Annotated in this window: 18 protein-coding genes; 9 read left to right on the top strand and 9 right to left on the bottom strand. The window is 63.4% G+C overall.

The window, feature by feature from the left end; translation table 11 throughout:
• Nucleotides 1-131: 131 nt before the first annotated feature.
• The 7 genes from ACQ5BM_RS15420 to ACQ5BM_RS15450 form a co-directional block, all read right to left on the bottom strand.
• The gene (locus ACQ5BM_RS15420; RefSeq protein ID WP_113536486.1) at nucleotides 132-587 is read right to left on the bottom strand and encodes an RrF2 family transcriptional regulator; all 456 of its coding nucleotides are present in this window, start codon (nucleotides 585-587) and stop codon (nucleotides 132-134) included.
• Nucleotides 588-823: 236 nt separating this feature from the next.
• Nucleotides 824-1,036: a hypothetical protein gene (locus tag ACQ5BM_RS15425; protein WP_173515543.1), complete on the bottom strand. Its 213-nt coding sequence runs from the start codon at nucleotides 1,034-1,036 to the stop codon at nucleotides 824-826.
• Between the two features lie 548 nt (nucleotides 1,037-1,584).
• A complete protein-coding gene (gene secD, locus ACQ5BM_RS15430) occupies nucleotides 1,585-4,125 on the bottom strand; it encodes a protein translocase subunit SecD (RefSeq protein ID WP_429812680.1) in 2,541 nt (846 codons plus the stop codon).
• Nucleotides 4,126-4,235: 110 nt separating this feature from the next.
• Nucleotides 4,236-4,643, bottom strand: a complete 408-nt coding sequence (locus ACQ5BM_RS15435) for a hypothetical protein (RefSeq protein WP_429812683.1) — start codon at nucleotides 4,641-4,643, stop codon at nucleotides 4,236-4,238.
• A gap of 164 nt (nucleotides 4,644-4,807) precedes the next feature.
• Nucleotides 4,808-6,415 carry a 5-guanidino-2-oxopentanoate decarboxylase gene (locus ACQ5BM_RS15440; protein ID WP_429812686.1) on the bottom strand — a complete coding sequence of 536 codons (1,608 nt, stop codon included), beginning with the start codon at nucleotides 6,413-6,415 and terminating at the stop codon, nucleotides 4,808-4,810.
• A complete protein-coding gene (locus tag ACQ5BM_RS15445) occupies nucleotides 6,412-7,602 on the bottom strand; it encodes a pyridoxal phosphate-dependent aminotransferase (protein ID WP_429812688.1) in 1,191 nt (396 codons plus the stop codon). The genes ACQ5BM_RS15440 and ACQ5BM_RS15445 overlap by 4 nt, the downstream gene beginning before the upstream one ends.
• Before the next feature lie 17 nt (nucleotides 7,603-7,619).
• Nucleotides 7,620-8,243 carry a TetR/AcrR family transcriptional regulator gene (locus tag ACQ5BM_RS15450; protein WP_429812691.1) on the bottom strand — a complete coding sequence of 208 codons (624 nt, stop codon included), beginning with the start codon at nucleotides 8,241-8,243 and terminating at the stop codon, nucleotides 7,620-7,622.
• A gap of 274 nt (nucleotides 8,244-8,517) precedes the next feature.
• On the opposite strand from ACQ5BM_RS15450, the gene ACQ5BM_RS15455 reads away from it, so the two are divergent.
• The 8 genes from ACQ5BM_RS15455 to ACQ5BM_RS15490 all read left to right on the top strand — a co-directional run bounded on the left by ACQ5BM_RS15455 (nucleotide 8,518) and on the right by ACQ5BM_RS15490 (nucleotide 16,382).
• Nucleotides 8,518-9,291 carry an ABC transporter ATP-binding protein gene (locus ACQ5BM_RS15455; protein ID WP_429812694.1) on the top strand — a complete coding sequence of 258 codons (774 nt, stop codon included), beginning with the start codon at nucleotides 8,518-8,520 and terminating at the stop codon, nucleotides 9,289-9,291.
• Between the two features lie 36 nt (nucleotides 9,292-9,327).
• Complete coding sequence (locus ACQ5BM_RS15460) at nucleotides 9,328-10,110, top strand: transporter substrate-binding domain-containing protein (RefSeq protein WP_429812696.1); 783 nt, start codon at nucleotides 9,328-9,330, stop codon at nucleotides 10,108-10,110.
• A gap of 98 nt (nucleotides 10,111-10,208) precedes the next feature.
• A complete protein-coding gene (locus ACQ5BM_RS15465) occupies nucleotides 10,209-10,934 on the top strand; it encodes an ABC transporter permease (RefSeq protein ID WP_429812699.1) in 726 nt (241 codons plus the stop codon).
• Nucleotides 10,931-11,755: an ABC transporter permease gene (locus tag ACQ5BM_RS15470; RefSeq protein ID WP_429812702.1), complete on the top strand. Its 825-nt coding sequence runs from the start codon at nucleotides 10,931-10,933 to the stop codon at nucleotides 11,753-11,755. Before ACQ5BM_RS15465 ends, ACQ5BM_RS15470 begins: the two co-directional genes overlap by 4 nt.
• A 1-nt stretch (nucleotide 11,756) precedes the next feature.
• On the top strand, nucleotides 11,757-12,926 hold the full coding sequence (locus ACQ5BM_RS15475; protein ID WP_429812704.1) for a M20 aminoacylase family protein: 1,170 nt from the start codon (nucleotides 11,757-11,759) through the stop codon (nucleotides 12,924-12,926).
• A 269-nt stretch (nucleotides 12,927-13,195) separates the two neighbouring features.
• On the top strand, nucleotides 13,196-14,626 hold the full coding sequence (locus tag ACQ5BM_RS15480) for a cytochrome ubiquinol oxidase subunit I (RefSeq protein ID WP_429812707.1): 1,431 nt from the start codon (nucleotides 13,196-13,198) through the stop codon (nucleotides 14,624-14,626).
• Nucleotides 14,616-15,620, top strand: coding sequence for a cytochrome d ubiquinol oxidase subunit II (gene cydB, locus ACQ5BM_RS15485; protein WP_429812710.1), 1,005 nt, complete (start codon nucleotides 14,616-14,618; stop codon nucleotides 15,618-15,620). The genes ACQ5BM_RS15480 and cydB overlap by 11 nt, the downstream gene beginning before the upstream one ends.
• Before the next feature lie 453 nt (nucleotides 15,621-16,073).
• Complete coding sequence (locus ACQ5BM_RS15490) at nucleotides 16,074-16,382, top strand: chorismate mutase family protein (RefSeq protein ID WP_429812712.1); 309 nt, start codon at nucleotides 16,074-16,076, stop codon at nucleotides 16,380-16,382.
• A gap of 32 nt (nucleotides 16,383-16,414) precedes the next feature.
• On the opposite strand, the gene ACQ5BM_RS15495 is transcribed toward ACQ5BM_RS15490, so the two are convergent.
• Nucleotides 16,415-17,581, bottom strand: coding sequence for a pyridoxal phosphate-dependent aminotransferase (locus ACQ5BM_RS15495; RefSeq protein ID WP_429812715.1), 1,167 nt, complete (start codon nucleotides 17,579-17,581; stop codon nucleotides 16,415-16,417).
• 209 nt (nucleotides 17,582-17,790) lie between these two features.
• The gene (mscL, locus tag ACQ5BM_RS15500) at nucleotides 17,791-18,219 is read right to left on the bottom strand and encodes a large conductance mechanosensitive channel protein MscL (RefSeq protein ID WP_429812717.1); all 429 of its coding nucleotides are present in this window, start codon (nucleotides 18,217-18,219) and stop codon (nucleotides 17,791-17,793) included.
• Nucleotides 18,220-18,480: 261 nt separating this feature from the next.
• On the opposite strand from mscL, the gene ACQ5BM_RS15505 reads away from it, so the two are divergent.
• A complete protein-coding gene (locus tag ACQ5BM_RS15505; protein ID WP_429812720.1) occupies nucleotides 18,481-21,984 on the top strand; it encodes a PAS domain-containing hybrid sensor histidine kinase/response regulator in 3,504 nt (1,167 codons plus the stop codon).

A 21,984-nucleotide genomic window follows, 5' to 3' on the forward strand; every position in this document is an offset into this window, starting at 1 on the left:
TGCGAAGACCTAAGCGGCAGGCTGCAATGCTGCCCGCCGGACCATTGACGGCAGATAAGCGCTTTTTCTTGGCAAACCAAGCCTTGGAAGCAGACTTCGGGGGAAAACTGGCGCGATCGGCGACGTTTTCGTCAGCCGGCCCGCTTTTCTTCCAGCGTTTCGAGCGGCATCGACTTGTCTGCCGCAAATTCCTCGAGCGTCATCGAGTCGAGGATCGCGGCGACGGCGTCACGCACCGTGGTCATCGACACCCGCACCTGACAGGTCTCGGGATCGTTGCAGTCCTCGCAGACCTCATAGGCCGTACGGCTGGCACATCGGATCGGCGCGAGCGGCCCATCCAGCGTGCGGATCACGTGACCGATACGAATCTCGGCGGCCGGCCGCGACAGCGAATAGCCGCCGCCCGGACCCTTCTTCGAGCGCAGCATGCCGGCGTTGCGCAGCTCAAGCAGGATCGTATCGAGGAACTTCTTCGGGATGTTGTTGCGCTGGGCGATCTCGGTGATGAAGGCGGTCTCCCCCGGCTCCAGCCGCGCAAGATCGACCAAAGCCTTCAGTCCGTATTTTCCCTTCTTCGTCAGCATTCCGGCACGCTTTCCCTGCGGCTCCCACGAACGGGAATCATCCGCGCAAATGCAAATATATCTTGGCATAGCACAAGAAACGTACTGCCAACATATAATTATAGTGGGGAATTGGCCGAAGTCGCGGCTGCCGGCATCTCTCGCGGAGACTGGTACGATGCGGAATGTTTCAGGAAAAAACGTTCGCTCCCAGAGGGATGCGGGAGGAAAGCCGCAAACGGCTTTCCTCACCCGTGTCAGGCGGCTGCGCTATGACCACGCCGTTCCGCCGATACGGCCTGGTGGGCCAGCAACTGGCGAATGGCGGCGCGCGCCTCATCGGCCGAGCGGAAGCGCTTCGCGTCCAGATCCCAGACGTGATACTTCACCGCCAGGAACTTGAACCGGTCCGCATCGGGGACGACGACTCCGACGGCTTCGCCGCCATATTCGATAACCTGCTTGCTCATACAAATAACGCTCCTTCCACACCCGGAGGCGCGGACACTTCAATTTCGGCAAAGATGAATCGAGGGCTGGACGATCACATTCGGCAAAGATTGCGAATGAGACGTTTTTTCTCTGTTGCGCGACAAAGGGGACGCGTGCCGCAGAAGGCGGCGGTCGAGACGTTTCCGAACATGTCACTCTCCTTTGGCTGGCCCGGCATCAGCATGCCGGTGCGTTTGATGAACAACCGTGAGGCGGGACTCACTGCCTCACATATTGGCAGACTAGAATAATCTACCAATTCCGTCAATTAAAAAGATGAAGAAGTGAAAAATAATTCTCACCCTTCAAATTTCATGGGTTCAGGACGCAAAATCCGTCTTCCAACCCCGAAACCGGAGACCCCTGCTATGTAGGTAGCGAAGAATCAGTCCGCAAGGCACGGTGGGATAAAGCCAGCACATTCGGACAAAAAAGGGGCGGCCCGGCGGGCCGCCCCTTCACGTTTTATATCTGCCGCTCGGGATCATGCGGCTTGCGCCCGCATCCCAATACAGCCTTGCAAGCCTCACGCAGCCGGCGTGCCCGCCTGCGGCGTGCTTGCGCCGGTACGGGACCCTTCGCGGTCCTTCCACCAGCGATTGAGGAAGAGCAGGATCGGGCCGCCGATATAGATCGACGACGTCGTCGCAACGATAACGCCGAAAATCATCGGCCAGGCGAAGCTCTTGACCGCGTCGCCGCCCCAGATCGCCATCGGCACCAGGGAAAAGGCGGTCGCCATCGAGGTGAAGATGCATCGTGCGATCACCTGGTTGATGCTCATGTCGATCAGGTCCGAGAACGGCATCGACTTGTACTTGCGAAGGTTCTCGCGCATGCGGTCATAGACCACGACCTTGTCGTTGACCGAGTAACCGATCATCGTCAGCAAGGCGGCAATCGCCGTCAGGTTGAAGTCGATGCCGGTGAGCGCGAAGAAGCCGATCGTCTTGGTGATGTCGAGCAGCAGAACCGCGATCGCGCCAACAGCAAAGTGCCACTCGAAGCGGAACCAGATGTAGAGCAGGATCGCCACCATGGCGAGACCGACGGCAAGGAAGCCCGACCGGGCAAGCTCGGTGCTGACGGTCGGACCGACGACCTCGGTACGCTCGAAGGTCGCATCCGGGATCGTCTGGGCGACGGTCTCCTTGATGCGGTTCAGCGCCGCCGTCTGTTCCTGCTCGCCGCCCGGCTGGCGCTGAACGCGGATCAGGACCGACTTGTCCTGGCCGAATTCCTGCAGCGCCACTTCGCCGATATTGAGCGCTTCGAGATTGTGGCGCAGCGTCGGAAGATCGAGCGTGTTCTTCGAGGTGGTCTCGACCTGAATACCGCCGACGAAGTCGATGCCGTAGTTGAGGCCCGGCGTGAAGAACAGCACCACCGAGCTTATCGACAGGAACGCCGACATGCCGATGGCGACGAAGCGGCCCTTCATGAAGGAGAAGGATGGAAGCTTCGGCACCCGGCCGAACAGCGACGGGATCTCGAGCTTCTTCATCTTCCGGCGAACGACGACCTCGCGCATCATCAGGCGCACGACGGTGATCGACGTGAACATCGAGATGATGATGCCGAGCATCATGGTGACGGCGAAGCCCTTCACCGGGCCGGAGCCGAAGGCGAACAGGAGCACCGTGCCGGAAAGCGTCGTGACGTTGGAGTCGATGATGGTCGCGTAAGCCTTGTTGAAGCCGACATCGAGCGCCTTCATCGCGCCCGCGCCACCTTCCGTCTCTTCGCGAATACGCGCGTTGATCAGGATGTTGGCGTCCACCGCCATGCCGATCCCGAGAATGATACCGGCGATACCGGGCAGCGTCAGCGTCGAGCCGAGCATCGCCAGGAGCGCGATCGTCAGGATCGTGTGCAGCACCAGGCCGATATTGGCGATCATGCCCCAGGCGCCGTAGAGCACGACCATCAGGGTGACGACCAGTGCGAAGCCGGCAAGGCCGGTATAGATGCCCATGCGGATGGAATCGCTTCCGAGATTCGGGCCGACGGAGCGCTCTTCGATGACGGTCAGCGGAGCAGGCAGCGCGCCCGAGCGCAGGAGCGCCGAGAGAACGGTCGCTTCCTGGGCGGTGAAGTTGCCGCTGATCTGACCGTTGCCGCCAATGATCGGCTCACGGATGACCGGCGCCGTCAGGACCTTGCCGTCGAGCACGATTGCAAAGGGTCGGCCGACATTGGCCTGGGTGATTTCCGCGAATTGGCGCGCGCCGAGCGAATCAAAGGTGAAGGAAACGATCGGCTCGTTGGTGCGCTGGTCAAAACCGGCCTTGGCGTCGGCCAGACGCTCGCCCGAAATCGCAACACGGCTTTCAACGGCGTACTTGTTGGCGTCGTGCGCACCCGGCAGAATGTCGACGCCGCGGGGCGCCGGCTGGTTGGGATCCACGGTCTGATCGACCATGTGGAAGCTCATCTGCGCCGTCGAGCCGAGAAGCTGACGCAGCGCTGTCGGATCTTCGAGACCCGGAAGCTGGACGAGGATGCGGTTGGACCCGACGCGCTGGATCAGCGGTTCGGCAACACCGACGGTGTCGACGCGCTGGCGAATGATTTCCAGGCTCTGCTCGACAGCCTTGGTGGTGCGGTCGGCGAGGCCGGCCTCGGTCATCGCGACCGTGATGGTATCACCATCTTCGGTGACCTCGATATCGGAAGCCGAGCCGCCGAAACCGAGCGTGCCGACGGGGGCAGCCAGTTCCTTGAGCTTCGGCAGAACCTTCTCGCGGTCGGCCGGGTCTTCGATCTTCACCGTCACGGTATCGCCGGCGATGCGGGCCGACGAAGCCGGAACGCGCTCGGCGCGGAGCGCCCTGCGCGTATCGTCGAGCAGGGTTTCGAGGCGAGCCTTGCGCAGGCCGGCGGAATCGACTTCGAGGACGAGATGCGAGCCGCCCTTGAGGTCGAGGCCGAGCGTCACCGGCTTGACCGGCAGCCAGGCGGCGAACTGTTCACGTTGTGCCGGCGTCAGCACGTTGGGAAGCGCCGCGATACATCCGAAGATGATCACGACGACATAGACGAGAATCGCCCATTTCGATGTACGCATGTTGTGGTTCCAGAAGAGCCTGCACGGGCACAGGGCGCGTCGTCAGGACTTTGTTTCATCAAAGGCGGTGCTGCGGTCAAACCGACAGCCAGCCGGAATAGCTTGATGGATCAGGCGCGCGGAGGCGCGCGAATTTGGGGACCATGGCGCAGTGCACCGCCGACGGCGAGCGCGATGCGGTGCAGGAACCGGTCGCCCGAAAGCGCCGGAAACGCAAGCCCGGCGGACGACGGCAGCAGCGCCGGCAGGCCATCGTCCGCCGCGGACTTGGCGTCCTTGCGATCGGCCGTAAAGCGAAGTTCGGAAAGCGGTGTCGCCCGCGAGATCTGCCGGGCCGCGGGGCGATCGGTCGAGCCGGTATCGGTGACATTGCCGGCCTGGGCGCCGGACGACGAGCGGGACGGGATGCTCTGTCCGACCGAGATGACCTGCATCGCGAAGGAAGCACAGAACAGCCACAGCACGGCGAGAAGCCGGCCGGCCTGCATGTTCTTGCTGCCACCACCCGTGCGGTCCATCGAGGACGCGGTCCCTTTCCTTGGCTACTGAACGCCAGCGAGACGAAATTCAGCCCGAACTTCCGACCTTAACGAAAGAACGTGGCCGGAATCGAACATGGGCGCCCTTAACACCATTGCGGGCCGGAAAAGTCAAATCCGGCCCGTCAGGCGGCACGGCGCCGTCAGGCGGACAGGCCGGCCGTTCGCCGTTCGTGGATCTCGATGAGCGACGGTCCCTTGCGCTTCGTCGCATCCGCGAGTGCCTGTGAAAGATCGGCGATGGAGGCAAGCCGCTGTCCTTCGACACCATAGGCCTTGGCCGCCATCAGGAAGTCCGGAGCCGAAGGCTTGACGCCCTCCGGCGTAACACCGGCATCGACCATGTAGGACTCGATCTCCTGGTAGCCGTCATTGTTCCAGACGAGGAAGATCACCTTCGCCTGCGCATCCACCGCCGATCCGATCTCGGCCAGCGAGAACTGGAATCCGCCGTCGCCGACAAGGCACACCACCGGCCGCGACGGATCGGCGACCGCAGCGCCTACCGCCGCCGGCGGGGCGTAGCCGAGTGAGCCGTAGCCGGTCGCGGAGTTGAACCAGCTTCGCTGGCGCGGCGCGTCGCAATAGAGGTTGCCCGCATAGACGGCCTGGGTCGAGTCACCGACAACGGTGCAATCGGGCAGCGCCCTGTAGACCGCGTCGATGACGGCGATCCCGGCCCGCATCTTCGGCGACAGTTCCTTCAGCGCCGCCCGTCGCGCGGTTTCGGCGCGCGCCACGCCGTCCTTCGCGGTGTGGCCAGGCAGGAAGGCGAGGATGCCCGCGGTGGCCGCCTTGGCGCCGGAGAGGATGGAGAGGGCCGCATGCGGCCCGCGCGCAAGCTGCGCCGCGTCGATGTCGGTGCGGATGAGATTGCGCAAGGCCGGGAAACCGCCATCGGCATACATGTCGTAGTCCGTCTGGCCCATTTCGGTGCCGAGCGCCAGAACGAGGTCAGCCTCCCTGAGCAGCGCCCGCACCGCCTTCAGGCTAGGGCTGGCGGGAACGCGCAGGGGGTTTGCGGCCAGCATGCCGCGGGCGTTGACCGTGGTGACGACGGGCGCCCCGATCTTCTCGGCAAGTTCCTTGACTTCGACCTCCGCCGTCAACGCACCGCCGCCGCAGATGATCACCGGCCGCGAGGCGTCGGCACAGAGGATGGCGGCGCGCTGTAGCGTCTCGCTGTCGGAGCGTGGGCGCGTCGCCGTCGCAGGCCGCACAGCCTGCGGCGCGATCTTCGCCGCCATCACGTCGGTCGGGATTTCGATATGCACCGGTCCCGGCCGGCCGGAGACCAGCACCGAGAAGGCGCGGTCGACGACGAAGGGCAGGTCTTGCGGATTGAGCAGCGTGTGCGAATAGAGCGCCAGCGTCTTCATCATGCCGTGCTGGTCGGGCAGTTCGTGTAACAGCCCGCGACCGTGGCCGAGCGAATCGCGGCGATTGACGCCGGAAATCACCAGCATCGGGATCGAGTCCTGGCGGGCCTGCGCCATCGCCGTAATCGTGTTCGTGAGCCCCGGTCCGGTGATGACGAGGGCAACGCCCGGCTTGCCGCTGACGCGGGCATAACCGTCGGCCATGAAGCCCGCGCCCTGTTCATGGCGCGGGGTCACGTGGCGGATCTTCGATGCCGCCAGTCCACGATAGAGCTCGACCGTGTGCACCCCGGGAATGCCGAAAACCACCTCGACGCCATTGGCCTCGAGCAGATCGACTAGGACTTCGCCAACCGTTTTTTCCATGGTCATGCACGGCGCTCCTTGCGCAGGCTGTAGCGCTCGGCGAGCGCGGTGATGCGCCGGCAAGCCTCGTCGATAGCGTCATCGGGCACGGTGAGGCTGACGCGCAGATAATTCTGCGCCTGATCGCCAAAGGATGATCCGGGCATGACGGCAACCCCCTCCTCTTCGAGCAGCGCCCAGGCAAACGCGTCGCCGTCGAGGCCGGTTCCGGAAACGTCGATCAAAATGAACATGCCGGCTTCCGGCGCGAACACCTCGATGCCGGGCGCCGCGGCGAGGCCCGCCACGATCTGTGCGGCACGGGATTTATAGGACTCGCGCATCCGGCGGGCGGTATCGATGTCATGCGACAGCGCATAGGCCGTCATGTCGGCGATGAAGGGCTGGGTGCCAAACAGCATCGTTTCCGAAACCGGCAGCAGCCGGTTGGCGAACTCGACCGGACCGACCGCCCAACCGCTGCGGAAGCCGGGCGCGGCATGGGACTTGGAGATCGACGAGACGACGACGGTACGTTCGGCCAAATCCGGATTGTCGAAGGGCGAGGCGAATACCGCGTCGAACACCAGTTCCTCATAGACCTCGTCGCAGACGATCCAGAGATCGTGGCGGCGCGCGACTTCGCCGATCGCGGCGATTTCAGCGGCCGTCAGCACGGCACCGGTCGGATTGTGCGGCGTGTTGAGCAAGAGCACCCGGCTTTCCGGCGTGATCGCCTTTTCAAGGTCGGCGGCCTGCATGTGGAAGCCGAATTCCGGCTTCAGCGGCACCAGCACCGGATGAGCGCCCGTGGAGCGGATCACGCCTTCGTAAGTGGCATAGAGCGGATCGCCGACGAGCACGGCGTCGCCGGCCTCCGCCAGACCCAGCATGACGGCGAAGAGCGCCGTCTGGGTGCCGGGGAAGCACAGCACGTTCTCGGTGGTAACATCAGCGCGGCGACGGCGGTACTTTTCGGCAAGCGCCGCCACGACGGCGGACTCGCCGCGGCCGTTGGAATAGCGATAGCGACCGGCATTCATCGACCGCTGGCATTCGTCGAGCAACGCACGGTCCGGCGGAAGATCCGGCTCGCCAATCGTCAGTTCGATGATGTCGGCACCACTCGCCTTCAATTGGCGGGCACGAATATGCAGCGACCATTTTCCCGAACCAAGATCGGCAAGACGTTCGGTGATGGACGCGTAGCGCATGGTGCTTTCTCCCGTTTTCATGGTTTTGCAGTACCGATCGACGTGCCAAGCAGCGCTTCGACCGAAGACATGGCGATGGCGACCAGTTCGCCCTCGCGAAAGAGATCGCCGGCAAGGCATCCCTCGACCCAGAGACCGTCGACCAGCCCGTTGATGGCGATGGCGAGCGCTCGGCAGGTTTCTGCATCTGCCGGTTTGCCCTTCGCAGCCAGGAAGTCGGCGAGCAGTTCCTGCAGCGTATTGCGGAAGGCGAGATAGCCTTCGCGGTGGATTTCGGCGAGTACCGGATCGACCCGCACCTGGCTGATGAAAGCGGCCCACAGCGAAATGCTGCGGCTGTCGGCCACCGGCTCGGTCAGGTTGATGGCGATGAAATCCCGAAGCCTCGTTTCCGGATCGCCCTCGACCTTGCTCGCCTTGTCGGTCAGCGAGGCAATCACGGCGCGATAGGCCTCGGCGACCATCTGATCCTTCGATTCGAAATAGTGGCGCACCAGCCCGGCGGTCACGCCGGCGCGGATCGCGATCTGCCGCACCGTCGCACCCTTGAGGCCGAATTCGGAGATGCAATCGAGCGTCGCCTCGATCAGTTCCTGGCGGCGTTCGCCCTCCGGGGCGCGGTGAAAACTGCGCCTGTTCATGCCGCGATCCGCTTGGAAACATGCCTCGGCGCGGACGGCAATGGCATCGGCCGGAACGGGGGCATGGGCGGCTCCTTCGGGAATTCGAGACTCTTGGCGGGCGTCAAAAAATCGACGACGCTTGTTATTATACGCTTGAACAATAGCGGCACAAGTGCAACCATGCCGGCCAACAAAGACCCGCGACAGGCCGAAGATGCCGCGCGGAAAACGACAGGGGAACTGTTCTCATGCTGACAGAAAAAGCTCGCAGAGCCGTTGGAGCGGCGTGCCGATGACGGATGCGGCCCAGGCAATCGCGGTCACTGACCTGCACAAGCGTTTCGGGCCATTGGAAGTGCTGAAGGGTGTTTCGCTGACGGCGAAGCAGGGCGACGTGATCGCCATCATCGGCGGCAGCGGCTCCGGCAAATCCACCTTCCTGCGCTGTATCAACCTCCTGGAACTCCCGTCCGCCGGCAGCGTCAGCGTGCATGGCGAAAAGATCCGGATGAAGTCCGACGGGCGCGGCGGCCTGATGCCGGAGGATCGCAAGCAGGTCCAGCGCATCCGCAGCCAGCTCGGCATGGTCTTTCAAAGCTTCAATCTCTGGCAGCACATGACCATCCTCGAAAACGTCATCGAGGCGCCGATCCATGTGCTCGGCAAGCCGAAGGCCGAAGCGGTCGCCACCGCCGAAACGCTGCTCAAGCGCGTCGGCCTCTACGAGAAGCGCGACGCTTACCCCGCCTTTCTCTCCGGCGGCCAGCAGCAGCGCGCGGCAATCGCCCGGGCGCTCGCGATCCAACCGCTCGTCATGCTCTTCGACGAACCCACCTCGGCGCTCGATCCCGAACTGGTCGGCGAAGTGCTTTCGGTCATCGGCGACCTCGCGCGCGAGAAGCGCACGATGATCCTGGTGACCCACGAGATGAAATTCGCGCGCGACGTCGCCAACCACATCGTCTTCCTCCACAACGGCGTGATCGAGGAACAGGGCCCGCCAGAGGCCATCTTCGGTTCGCCGAGATCGGAAAGGCTCAAGAAGTTCATCAGTTCCATTCACTGAATTCCGGAATGCTAAACAACCAAAAAGGGGAACAGCATGAAGAAGGCATTGAAAGTCCTGGCCGTGGCGGCGGCAATCGCCGTCAGCGGCGGCGTCGCCGCTTCCGCCGAAGCGCTTAAGGTCGGCGTCGCCGCCGAGCCCTACCCGCCGTTCACGGCGCCGGATGCCAGCGGCAAGTGGGAAGGCTGGGAAGTCGAGTTCATGAATGCGATGTGTGCCGAGGCGAAGCTCGAATGCGTGCTGACGCCGGTCGCCTGGGACGGCATCATCCCGGCGCTGACCTCGAAGAAGATCGACATGATCATCAGCTCGATGTCGATCACCGACGAGCGCCTGAAAACGATCGATTTCTCCGACAAATATTACAACACGCCGACCGGCATCATCGGCACCAAGGGCGAAGACATCAAGCCGACACCGGAGGGCCTGAACGGCAAGACGCTCGGCGTCCAGGTCTCGACGGTCCACCAGGCCTATGCCGCCAAGCACTTCGCGCCGGCAGGCGTCGAGGTCAAGGAATACCAGACGCAGGATGAGGCCAACAACGACCTCGCCGCTGGCCGTCTCGACGCCGTCCAGGCGGACGCCATCGCGCTGAAGACTTTCCTGGCCACCGACCAGGGCAAGGAATGCTGCGACTACAAGGGCGACGTCGCCGAAGACGTTGCCGTGATCGGCCCGGGTGTCGGCGTCGGCCTGCGCAAGGGCGAAACCGAGCTCAAGGACAAGGTCAATGCCGCGATCAAGGCGATCCGCGACAACGGCACCTACGACACGTTCTCGAAGAAGTATTTCGACTTCGACATCTACGGTAAGTAAGGCGCGATCGGCCGGCGATCGATCCGCTGCATCGTTGTATGTCTGAACGGCAGACAGCGCTGTAGCGACCGCCGGCCGGCGCCATCGGAGCTCGACGTATGGCTGCGGATTCCCTCGTTAATTGGGGCCTGCTCTCGCTTTCAGCACCCGGCTGGGGCGGCGTGTTGCTGCAGGGCTTCTTCAATTCCATCCAGATCGCTGTCGGCGGTTTCACCCTCGGACTGGCGCTCGGCGTCGGCGGCGCCTTCGGCAAGCTCTACGGCGGCCCGGTGCTGCGCGACCTGCTCGAATGCTACACCACGGTGGTGCGCGCGGTGCCGGAACTGGTGCTGATCCTGTTGCTCTATTATGCCGGCACCGACCTTCTCAATCAGGTGCTCGCGCTCTTTGCGATCGGCCCGGTCGACATCAGCGGCCTTATGGCCGGCATCTTCGTGATCGGCGTCGTGCAAGGCGCCTATTCGACCGAGGTACTGCGCGGCGCGATCAAGGCGGTGCCCGCCGGGCAGATCGAGGCGGCGCGCGCCTATGGCATGTCACCGACCAAGGTCCTACGCCGCATCACGCTGCCCGCGATGCTGCCCTATGCCATTCCCGGGCTTTCCAATCTCTGGCTTATCGCCACCAAGGACACAGCCCTCCTCGCCGTCGTCGGATTCAGCGAACTGACGCTGGTCACACGCCAGGCGGCCGGCACAACGAAGGCCTATCTCCTGTTCTTCCTTGCCGCCGGCGCGCTCTATCTGGCGCTGACGCTCATTTCCAACGTCTTTATCGGCATGATCGAACGCCATGCCCGACGCGGTTTTGCGGAGAGCCGATGACCGACGAAACCACCCACGCCGTTGCCTTCACGCCCGAAGACCTGCCGACGGCCAAGAGCTTCCTCCTGCCGCATCGCATCGTCATGATGCTGGTCTTCGCCGCCTTCGTCGTCGCCGTTGCCGTCTTCATGCGCTGGGACTGGCTGCCGCGTTACCTGCCGCGGCTCGGCTGGGGCATTCTCGTCAGCCTGGTGATGCTGTTCAGCACCGCCATCCTCGGCTTCCTGCTGGCGGTGCCGATCGGCCTCGTCCAGGTGACTGGCCCCTGGTTCCTGAAGCTGCCGGCCAAGGTGTTTTGTACGGTGATCCGCGGCACGCCGCTGCTGCTGCAGCTCTGGCTGCTCTACTATGGCCTCGGCTCGCTGTTTCCGCAGTTTCCGGCGATCCGGCACTCCTTCCTCTGGCCCTATCTGCGCGAGGCCTGGCCCTATGGTGTGGCGGCGCTGACAATCTCGTTTGCGGCCTATGAAGGCGAGGTCATGCGCGGCGCCTTTGCCGGCGTACCGCATGGCGAGCTGGAAGCGGCCAAGGCCTATGGCATGGGCCGCTGGACGATGTTCCGCCGCATCTGGCTGCCGCGCGCCATCCATCGGGCGCTGCCGACGCTGAACGGCGAGACCGTGCTGCAGCTCAAGTCGACGCCGCTCGTCGCCACCGTAACCGTCGTCGACGTCTATGCCGTCATCTCCAAGGTCAGGCAGGAAACCTTCCTCACCTATGAGCCGCTGCTTCTTCTCGCGCTCATCTACATGTGCCTCACCGGCATTCTGGTGGTGGCCTTCCGCACGTTTGAAAATCGCATCCCAACCCGCGGTGCCTGACATGAAGCTCTCCTCCTCGATCACCAATGCCATGCCGGAACTGATCGCCATCCGCCACGACCTGCATGCCCATCCGGAGCTTGGACTGGAGGAGAAACGCACCTCGGCCTTCATCGCCAGACATCTGGAAACCCTCGGTTACGAGGTGACGACGGGTCTCGCGCAAACCGGCGTCGTCGGCACGCTCCGCAACGGCACCGGCACCCGCTCGATCGGCATCCGCGCCGATATCGATGCGCTGCCGATCCTGGAGGAAACCGGCCTTGACTATGCCAGCAGGACCTCAGGCCTGATGCATGCCTGCGGCCACGACGGCCACACGACGATGCTGCTCGGCGCGGCGCGAGCGCTTGCGGAACGGCGCAATTTCGACGGCACGATCCATCTGATCTTCCAGCCGGCCGAGGAGAATTTCGGCGGCGCCAAGATCATGATGGACGAGGGCCTGTTTGAGAAATTCCCCTGCGACGCCGTGTTCGCGCTTCACAACGAACCGGGTCTGCCCTTCGGCCAGTTTGCCCTCCGGGAAGGCCCGATCATGGCGGCCGTCGACGAGGCCCGCATCACCGTGCATGGCCGCGGCGGCCATGGCGCGGAACCCCAGGAAACGGCTGATCCGATCGTCTGCGGCGCCTCGATCGTCATGGCGCTGCAGTCGATCGTCTCGCGCAACATCCATCCGATGGATCCCTCCGTCGTCACCGTCGGCGCCTTCCATGCGGGCTCAGCCAGCAACATCATTCCGGAACGCGCCGAGATCGTCGTCGGCATCCGCTCCTTTGATCCCGCGGTACGCGACGAACTCGAACGGCGCATCCGCATGATCGCCGAAGCGCAGGCCACCAGCTTCGGGATGCGCGCGACGGTCGACTACCAGCGCAGCTACGACGCGACGATCAACCACAAGGCCGAGACCGATTTCGTGCGCGATCTCGCGGTCCGTTTTGCCGGTGCCAACAAGGTGATCGACCTCGCCCGTCCCTTCATGGGCAGCGAGGATTTCGCCTATATGCTGCAGGAGCGGCCGGGGAGCTATTTCTTCCTCGGCTCGAAGGTCAGCGACGACGACAAGCCGCTGCACCACCCGGGCTACAACTTCAACGACGACCTGCTGCCGATCGGCGCCGCCTTCTGGACCGAACTCGCGGAAGCCTATCTCCCGATCCGCTGAGACGCACCCGTGCTCCGCCAATATGCCGCAGCGCAACATTGCCGCAGTGTGACAACGTGGCGAGCGCGCTGTCATTGACGTTTGGCAAATTTGGCTCAGATTCAATCCGATGCTGAATAGCCGGTGCAACCCAAGGATTTGCCTCGGCCATAGGCCAGGAAAAGCCCTCTGATCGGAGCCCGATCGAGGACGATCATGCAGCAGCCAGAGCGCTACGGCCTCGCGTTACGAGTAACGCGCGGTGCCGTATGTCTGAAAGGATTGCGCCCGTGTTTGAAAGTTTCGATGCGACCTTGCTCGCTCGTTTTCAGTTCGCCTTCACCGTTTCCTTCCACATCATCTTCCCTGCTTTTTCCATCGGGCTTGCGAGTTACCTCGCGGTACTGGAGGGGTTATGGCTGCTGAAGAAGGACGAGGCTTATCTCGAGCTCTTCCATTTCTGGAAGACGATCTTTGCAGTCGCCTTCGGCATGGGTGTCGTTTCCGGCATCGTCATGTCCTATCAGTTCGGCACCAATTGGAGCGTCTTTTCCGACAAGGCCGGGCCGATCATAGGACCGCTGATGGGCTATGAGGTGCTGACGGCCTTCTTCCTCGAGGCCGGCTTCCTCGGTGTCATGCTCTTCGGGCTCAACCGCGTCGGACCGAAGCTGCATTTCTTCGCGACCCTCATGGTCGCCACTGGCACGCTGATCTCGGCCACCTGGATCCTTTCGGCGAATTCCTGGATGCAGACCCCGGCCGGCTTCGCCATGAACGATGCGGGCCAGTTCATCCCGGTCGACTGGTGGAAGATCGTGTTCAACCCCTCCTTCCCCTATCGCCTCGTGCACATGGTGCTTGCGGCCTATCTCACGACCGCCTTCGTCGTCGGCGCCTGTGGCGCCTGGCACCTCATCCGCAAGACGGCGCCGCGCCGCGCACGAAAAATGTTCTCGATGGCGATGTGGATGGCGACCATCGTCGCGCCCGTTCAGATTTTTGCCGGTGACAAGCATGGCCTCAACACGCTGGAGCATCAGCCGGCCAAGGTGATGGCGATGGAAGGCCACTATCAGAGCCATCCGGATGGCGCGCCGCTGATCCTCCTCGGCATTCCGAATTCGGCGGAGAAACGCGTCGACTATGCGATCGAGGTTCCAAAGCTCTCGAGCCTGATCCTGAAGCACGATCTCAACGCGCCGCTCGCCGGTCTCGATACGATCCCGGAAGAGCTTCACCCGCCGGTCAACGTCGTGTTCTGGTCCTTCCGGGTGATGGTCGGCCTCGGCTTCGCCATGCTCGGCATCGGTCTCTGGTCGCTCTGGTGTCGCTACCGCGGCACGCTGGACAGCAATGTCTGGCTGCATCGTGCTGCGATCGTCATGGGGCCGGCCGGTTTCGTCGCCGTGCTTGCCGGCTGGGTCACCACCGAGGTCGGGCGGCAACCCTATACGGTCTACGGTCACCTGCTGACGGCGAAATCGGTGGCGCCGATCGCGGCACCCGCCGTCGCCGCCTCGCTGATCGCCTTCATCGCCGTTTATTTCTTCGTCTTCGGCGCCGGCACCTTCTACATCCTGAGACTGATGGCGCGCCTGCCGCGTGATCCGATGCCGGATCTCGACGAAGGGCCGTTGCGCAGTTCCGGCATCATGCCCGGCCTCGCCGCGCACGGCACCGCGCACACCAACATTCAGGGAGGTCGTCATGGCGTTTGATTTGCCGTTCATCTGGGCCGCCATCATCGCCTTTGCGGTCCTCGCCTATGTCATTCTCGACGGCTTCGACCTCGGCGTCGGCATCCTCTTCCCGTTCTTCCCGGAGAAGCACGACCGCGACGTGATGATGAATTCCGTCGCCCCGGTGTGGGACGGTAACGAAACTTGGCTGGTGCTCGGTGGCGGCGGCCTGATGGCGGTGTTCCCGCTGGCCTATGCGACAATCCTGCCGGCTCTTTACGCCCCGATCATAGCCATGGTCATCGGCCTCATCTTCCGCGGCGTCGCCTTCGAATATCGCTGGCGCACCAGGCGCGCCGAATATCTCTGGAACTGGGCTTTCTCAGGCGGATCGATGCTTGCCGCCTTCGCGCAGGGCATCACGCTCGGCGCGCTCGTCCAGGGCATACCCGTCGAGAACCGCGCCTATGTCGGCGGCTGGTGGGACTGGCTGACGCCGTTCTCGATCATGACCGGCGTCGCCGTCGTCGTCGGCTATGCCCTGCTCGGCGCCACCTGGCTGGTCCTGAAGACCCATGGTGAGCTTGCCGATCGCGCCCGCGATCTCGCGCTCAAATGCTCGGTCGGCACCGTCGCCGCCATGGGCATCGTCAGCCTGTGGACACCGTTCCTAGTGCCGCAATACCTGGAGCGCTGGTTCGGCTTCCCGACGGCAATCTTCAGCGTCATCGTGCCGGCACTCGTTCTCGGCTGCCTCTATGCGCTGATCACGGGCATTCGCAACCGCCACGATGGCCGGCCCTTCATCGCAGCACTCGGCCTCTTCGTGCTCGGCTATGCCGGCATCGGCATCAGCTTCTATCCCTATATGGTGCCGCCATCGCTGACGATCTGGGATGCAGCCGCACCGGAGGAAAGCCTCTCCTTCCTGCTCGCCGGCGCGCTCATCCTGGTGCCCGTCATCCTCGCTTATACCGGCTATTCCTATTGGGTGTTCCGCGGCAAGGTCGATCCGGAGGAGGGTTACCATTGACAGGCGAAACGGGAACCGGCCGCAAGCTTCTCTGGTTCGTCGCCCTCTGGTGCGCGGGGGTGGCGGCGGTCGCCGTGGTCGGTCTCGCGATCAAGCTGATGATCGGAACGTGAGCGGCGGTGAAAACGGATGCTGGCGGAAAGCAGCATCTTACTCATCCCGCTCTAAAAAGCCTCGCTCAAGCTTGGCCGGCTAACTTCTCTCAACACGTCAGCAGGCGATCGCCGCAGACGGAGACAGGACCGCACCCTCCTCCTCTGCCCAGCGATCGCCTGCTGAGGTGACCACAGGACAGTCGCCCGCTGCGACCCTGTTGCCCCTTCTCAGAAAGCTCGCCGTTTGTTAGCAGTGCGCCGCAAGAGCGCCCCGCTTGCTGCGAGCCGAGGGACGCTCGAACACCCTGGATCTGCGCCTGGCCGCGACGGCCGTGCACCAGGCAATCGGACGAGACAGATGCAAAAGACCCCCGCGCAATGCACCACCATGGCCGATGTGCGTGCCGAGATCGACCGGCTCGACCAGGCACTGATGACGCTGTTTGCCGAGCGCTGGGGCTATATCGACCGGGCGGCCGAGATCAAACGGCCGCTGAAGCTGAAGGCCGACATTCCGGCGCGAGTGATGGAAGTGCGCGAGAACGCCCGCAAGAACGCCGCGCGATTCAATCTCGACCCTGACTTCTACGAGGATATCTGGGCGCGGCTGATCGGCCATGCGATTGCCCATGAGCAGAAGCTGCTGGGCGAGACGGACGACGGATAATCGCCTCGCCTCTTCGGCCATGCATCCCGGCGTCAGCCGCCAAGAATATAACGCTGCAGGCGGTCCGCCGCTTCCTTCACCTGGGCCGGATCGCGCAGGAAACAGGCGCGCATGAACAGCGAGCCGCCATCGCCGAAAGCGGTGCCAGGCGCGAGACCGACGCCGGTCTTGTCGACGATATCGATCGCGGCCGCGCGTGAATCCGTGACGCCGTCGATCTTCAGGAACGCATAAAGCGCCCCATCCGGCTTCAGCGTTTCCACTCGGTTGGTGGCAATCAACGCATCGCAGAAGACGTCCCGATTTTTCGTCGCCTTGGCGACGTTCGCGTCCAGGAAGGCATCGCCCTCGTCGAGCGCCATGACGGCGCCGCGCTGCATGAACTGGGCGACGCCTGACGTCGAATACTGCACCAGGTTCTCAAGCACCTGTCCCATCTCCGGCGGGGCGACGATCCAGCCCACCCGCCAGCCGGTCATCGACCAGTTCTTCGAGAAGGAGTTGACGAAGAGGATACGGTCGCCTTCCTCCATGACGTCGAGGAAGGACGGCGCGCGGGCGCCGGCATAGTAATAGAGCGCGTAGATCTCGTCGGCGATGATCCAGAGGCCGTGCTTGCGCGCCAATGCCAGGATCGCCGCCAGCTCTTCCTTGTTCGCGGTCCAGCCCGTCGGGTTCGAGGGCGTGTTGATGAACAGCGCCCTGGTCTTCGGCCCGATCGCCGCTTGCAAGCGTTCGAGATCGAGCTGCCACTTTCCGTGTTCAAAACGCAGTTCGACGGAGACCGGACGGACGCCCGAGAGGTCGGCGGCCGCGGCAAAGTTCGGCCAAGCGGGCGTCAAGAGCACCATCTCGTCTCCCGGCGAAGCGATCGCCTCGATCGAGAGTTTGATCGCCTGCATGCCGGAGCCGACAACGTAGAAATGCTCCGGCGACAGCGCTTTGTGGAAGCGCCGCTGATAGTAGCGCGAGAGCGCTTCGCGCAGCGGCGGGATGCCCCGCTGCCAGGTGTAGAAGGTTTCGCCGGCGGAAAGCGCCTCGCGGGCCGCATCACTGATGAAGGCAGGCGTCGGCAGATCGCCTTCGCCGACCCAGAGCGGGATCAGCCCTTCGCGCCCACGAGCGTAGTTCACCACCTCGACGATGCCGCTTTCGGGCGCCGCAAGTGCGCGGGGGCTGATGGTGCTGAGGATGGTCATCGGCGAGCTCCGGACAAACGACGGTCCCGCGCCGGATCGCCCGAGATCATCGTGAAAGATTCCAATGGATTAGAGCGGAAACTGACCGCTCCAGGCTGTCCATCGCTTCTAGCCGCTTTCGCTTCTGCGATCACGCGACTTTATCTGACCGGTTTATCGATTTCTGTGATGTTTCGCGGCCCCGGCAAACCGAGGCCGCGAGAAATGACTCAGGCGCGCTGTTTCAACAGGTCGCGGATCTCCGAGAGGAGCAGTATGTCTTCCGGCGGCGGAGCAGCCGGTGCTGCTTCCTTCTGCTTTTCAAGCGACGAGCGCATGCGGTTCACGGCCTTGATCATCAGGAAGATGATCCATGCGAGGATCAGGAAATTGATGAGGACGGTGATGAAGTTGCCATAGGCAAAGACCGCGCCCTGCTGACGGGCAGCAGCGAGAGAGGTCGCCGTCACGTTGGCCGAGAGCGGCAGGAAGTAATTGGAGAAATCGAACCCCCCGCCGGTGAGTGCACCGACAATGGGCATGACGAGGTCTTCGACGACCGACGTCACGATCTTGTTGAAGGCAGCGCCGATGATGACACCGACCGCGAGATCCATCACGTTGCCGCGGGCAATAAACTCCTTGAACTCATTCAGCATACGTCTCTCCGTATATCCCCGTTGAAAGCGACCGCCGGCGCTGTCCCGCGCTGCAACCGTTTACGGAAACTAAACCAAAGCGAGAAGCGAGAAAACCTTTCTTTGCCTTTGGTCAGGTCGCGCCTGCGAAAAGAAGGATCAAACTCCCTTCCGCATCCGGCAGATCATTTTCTCTTGCAGCGTCTTGGACTTAAGACTCATGCGCCGGGCAATTCTCAACCTCACGGACTTGTCCTATGCTTCCAGTCGGAGGAGTGAGGCATGCTTTCGGGTTCGGTCATCTTTGCCTCGGCCTTCGCCTATCTGCTGCTGCTGTTTGCAGTCGCGAGCTATGGCGACCGGCGGGCCAGGAGGAAGAGCGCTGCGCTGAAAGGCAGGCCGCTCGTCTATGCGCTCAGCCTTGCGATCTATTGCACGTCCTGGACCTATTTCGGCGGCATCGGGCTTGCGGCCGAGCGCGGGCTTGAATTCACCGGCATCTACATCGGGCCGATCCTGATGTTCACGCTGGGCATGCCGCTGATTCGCAAGATCATTCGCCTTGCCAAGACCGAGAAGCTGACCTCCGTCGCCGACTTCATCGCCGCGCGCTACGGCAAGAACCCGGCGGTGGCGGCGATCGTCGCGCTGATCTCGCTGGTCGGCGCCATCCCCTATATCGCGTTGCAGCTCAAGGCGATTTCGAGCTCCGTCGCAGCGATGATCAACACCAGCGACTATGGCATTGGCGCGGGGCAGAGTTTCATCGACCTGCCCCTGCTCGTGACCTTGTTCCTCGCCTGCTTCGCCATCGTCTTCGGCACGCGCCATACGGACGCTACCGAACATCAGGATGGGCTGATCCTGGCGATCGCGATGGAATCGGTGGTCAAACTCGTCGCGCTCGTCACCGCCGGCTTCTACATCGTTTTTGTGATCTTCAACGGGCCGGCGCATCTCTGGTCATTGGCCACCGAGAGCCCGGCGGTGCAGTCGGCGCTTTCCTATGAGACCCCGACCGCCCGGTGGATCCTTTTGATCGTTACCTCCGCCTTTGCGATCATCATGCTGCCGCGGCAATTCCATGTGACGGTCGTCGAAAACCGGACCGACGGGGAACTGCGTACCGCCGGCATCCTCTTTCCGCTCTATCTGCTCGGCATCAATCTCTTCGTGCTGCCGATCGCGATTGCCGGCATCCTCACTTTTTCGGGCTCCGGCGACGCGGATCTTTACCTGCTCACCCTGCCGCTCGCCAACGGCCTGCCGCTTCTGACGCTCATCACCTTCATCGGCGGCTTCTCGGCAGCAACGGCCATGGTCATCGTCGCCTCCGTGGCGCTGTCGATCATGATCTCCAACGATATCGTCATGCCGGTGTTCCTGCGCCGCAACCTCGGCCAGCGTGGCGGCCTGCAGGAAGATCTCGCCGGGACGCTGCTCAACATCCGCCGTTCGGCGATCTTCGTCGTGCTGCTGCTTGGCTATGGCTACTATCGCTCCGCCGACATCAGCGCCGGGCTTGCGTCGCTCGGGCTGCTCTCCTTCGTCGCCATCTCGCAGATGGCGCCGGCGATGCTCGGCGGCCTCGTCTGGCGCCAGGCGAATGCGCGCGGCGCGATCACCGGCATGGTTTCCGGCTTCTTCGTCTGGGCCTATCTCTTGTTCCTGCCGAGCCTCGGCGGACCGGACAACTCCCAAGTCGCGGCAACGGTGCTGAGCTTCCTGCTGCCATTTACCGACCTGTTCTCGGGCCCCGGCGCCGATCCGCTGGTGAATGCCACGACGCTGAGCTTCCTCGTCAACTGCAGCGCCTATGTGCTGGCCTCGCTGACCCGGACGCCGAAGCCGATCGAGCGTTTTCAGGCCGGCATCTTCATCACCCGACGGTCGCGCACCGAGGGCACCTTCCGCGGCCGCAAGACCAAGGTCACGGTGCGCGACCTCAAGGCGACGATCGGCCGCTACATGGGCACGGAACGCATGCAGCGCTCCTTCCACACCTACGAACGTCAATCCGGCCGCTGGCTGGACGACAACGCGCCGGCGGACATGGCGGTCGTGCATTTTTCCGAGCAATTGCTCGGCAGCGCCATCGGCTCGTCCTCGGCACGGCTCGTGCTCTCGCTCGTCCTGCAGCGCGGCGACGATACGTCGTCGGACACAGCCTGGCTGCTCGACCAGGCAAGCGAGGCACTGCAATACAATCAGGACATGCTGCAGACCGCGCTCTCGCAGATGGACCAGGGCATTGCCGTCTTCGACAATGCCAACAACCTGATCATCTGGAACCGGCGCTTCCGCCAGTTGCTTGACCTGCCGGAAGCCGCCGGCCAGGTGGGCTTTCCGCTTGCCGACATCGTTTCGATCCTCACCAGGCGCGGCGATATCCGCAAGGACCAGGAAAAAGGATTGATCGCCAACTTCCTGACACTCGACAAGCCCTTCCTGCTCGAACTTGGCAATGGCGAACGCATCATCGAAGTGCGCACCAATGCCATGCCCGACAAGGGCATCGTCACCACCTACACCGACATCACCCAGCGCGTTGCCGCCGACATGGCGCTGAAGCAGGCGAACGAGACGCTGGAACTGCGTGTTGCCGAGCGCACCGGCGAACTCACGCGCGTGAACCGCGAACTCGCCGAAGCCCGCGCAGCGGCGGAAGAGGCCAATATCGGCAAGACGCGGTTCTTCGCGGCCGCCGGCCACGATATCCTCCAGCCGCTCAACGCCGCCCGCCTCTACTCGTCCTCGCTGGTCGAGCGACTTGGCGATTCCGACGACAGCACGCTCGTCGAAAACATCGATTCCTCGCTGGAATCGGTCGAGGCCATTCTCGGCGCCGTGCTCGACATTTCGCGTCTCGACACCGGCGCGATGAAGCCGCGGCTGCAATCCGTACCGCTCAGCGACCTGCTCCGCCGCATCGAAACCGACTTCGCCCCGATCGCGCGCGCCAAGGATCTCGAATTGGTGGTCATGCCGACCTCGCTCACCGTGCGCAGCGATCCGAACCTGCTTCGCCGCGTGGTGCAGAACCTGGTTTCCAATGCAATCAAGTACACGCTCACCGGCAAGGTGCTGGTCGGCGTGCGCCGGCATGGCGCGATGGCGACGATCGAGGTGCACGATTCCGGCATCGGCATCCCATCCTCCAAGTTCCGTACCGTCTTCAAGGAATTCGCCCGGCTCGACGAAGGCGCGCGCACCGCCTCCGGTCTCGGCCTCGGCCTATCGATCGTCGACCGCATCTCGCGCGTGCTCAATCATCCGGTCAGCCTGCAATCGACGCCCGGCAAGGGCACGGGTTTCAAGGTGACCTTGCCGCTGGACGCAAGCGCCGGCGAACAGGTCCCGGTCCGCCCGGCCGTTGCCAACAAGGCGAGCGAGGCGCTCAACGGCCTGCGCGTGCTCTGCATCGACAACGAACCGCGCATCCTCGAGGGTATGAAAGTGCTGCTTTCGGGCTGGGGCTGTGTCGTCGCTACGGCGGAATCGGTTGCCGCCTGCGCCGACTTGGCGGGACAGCCGGCCGAAAAGCCGCACGCAATCATCGCCGACTATCATCTCGACGACGGCACCGGCATCGAGGCGATCGCGAAGATTCGGCTTTCGGCCGGCGAGGCGATCCCGGCCTTGCTGGTGACGGCCGACCGTTCGCCGGAAGTGCGCGCCGCAGCCGAGCGCGACGGCGTTTCGATCCAGAACAAGCCGGTGCGGCCGGCGGCGATGCGGGCGTGGCTGACGCAGCTTTCGACGGCGGCAAGAGCGGCCGCGGAATAA

Source organism: Ensifer sp. B1-9 (genome assembly GCF_050474445.1).
GTDB lineage: Bacteria > Pseudomonadota > Alphaproteobacteria > Rhizobiales > Rhizobiaceae > Ensifer.

Bases quoted from the DNA above. Each gene is read 5' to 3' on its own strand.
- ACQ5BM_RS15420 (WP_113536486.1), bottom strand. From the start codon at position 587: ATGCTGACGAAGAAGGGAAAATACGGACTGAAGGCTTTGGTCGATCTT.
- ACQ5BM_RS15425 (WP_173515543.1), bottom strand. From the start codon at position 1,036: ATGAGCAAGCAGGTTATCGAATATGGCGGCGAAGCCGTCGGAGTCGTC.
- secD (WP_429812680.1), bottom strand. From the start codon at position 4,125: ATGCGTACATCGAAATGGGCGATTCTCGTCTATGTCGTCGTGATCATC.
- ACQ5BM_RS15435 (WP_429812683.1), bottom strand. From the start codon at position 4,643: ATGGACCGCACGGGTGGTGGCAGCAAGAACATGCAGGCCGGCCGGCTT.
- ACQ5BM_RS15440 (WP_429812686.1), bottom strand. From the start codon at position 6,415: ATGACCATGGAAAAAACGGTTGGCGAAGTCCTAGTCGATCTGCTCGAG.
- ACQ5BM_RS15445 (WP_429812688.1), bottom strand. From the start codon at position 7,602: ATGCGCTACGCGTCCATCACCGAACGTCTTGCCGATCTTGGTTCGGGA.
- ACQ5BM_RS15450 (WP_429812691.1), bottom strand. From the start codon at position 8,243: ATGAACAGGCGCAGTTTTCACCGCGCCCCGGAGGGCGAACGCCGCCAG.
- ACQ5BM_RS15455 (WP_429812694.1), top strand. From the start codon at position 8,518: ATGACGGATGCGGCCCAGGCAATCGCGGTCACTGACCTGCACAAGCGT.
- ACQ5BM_RS15460 (WP_429812696.1), top strand. From the start codon at position 9,328: ATGAAGAAGGCATTGAAAGTCCTGGCCGTGGCGGCGGCAATCGCCGTC.
- ACQ5BM_RS15465 (WP_429812699.1), top strand. From the start codon at position 10,209: ATGGCTGCGGATTCCCTCGTTAATTGGGGCCTGCTCTCGCTTTCAGCA.
- ACQ5BM_RS15470 (WP_429812702.1), top strand. From the start codon at position 10,931: ATGACCGACGAAACCACCCACGCCGTTGCCTTCACGCCCGAAGACCTG.
- ACQ5BM_RS15475 (WP_429812704.1), top strand. From the start codon at position 11,757: ATGAAGCTCTCCTCCTCGATCACCAATGCCATGCCGGAACTGATCGCC.
- cydB (WP_429812710.1), top strand. From the start codon at position 14,616: ATGGCGTTTGATTTGCCGTTCATCTGGGCCGCCATCATCGCCTTTGCG.
- ACQ5BM_RS15490 (WP_429812712.1), top strand. From the start codon at position 16,074: ATGCAAAAGACCCCCGCGCAATGCACCACCATGGCCGATGTGCGTGCC.
- ACQ5BM_RS15495 (WP_429812715.1), bottom strand. From the start codon at position 17,581: ATGACCATCCTCAGCACCATCAGCCCCCGCGCACTTGCGGCGCCCGAA.
- mscL (WP_429812717.1), bottom strand. From the start codon at position 18,219: ATGCTGAATGAGTTCAAGGAGTTTATTGCCCGCGGCAACGTGATGGAT.
- ACQ5BM_RS15505 (WP_429812720.1), top strand. From the start codon at position 18,481: ATGCTTTCGGGTTCGGTCATCTTTGCCTCGGCCTTCGCCTATCTGCTG.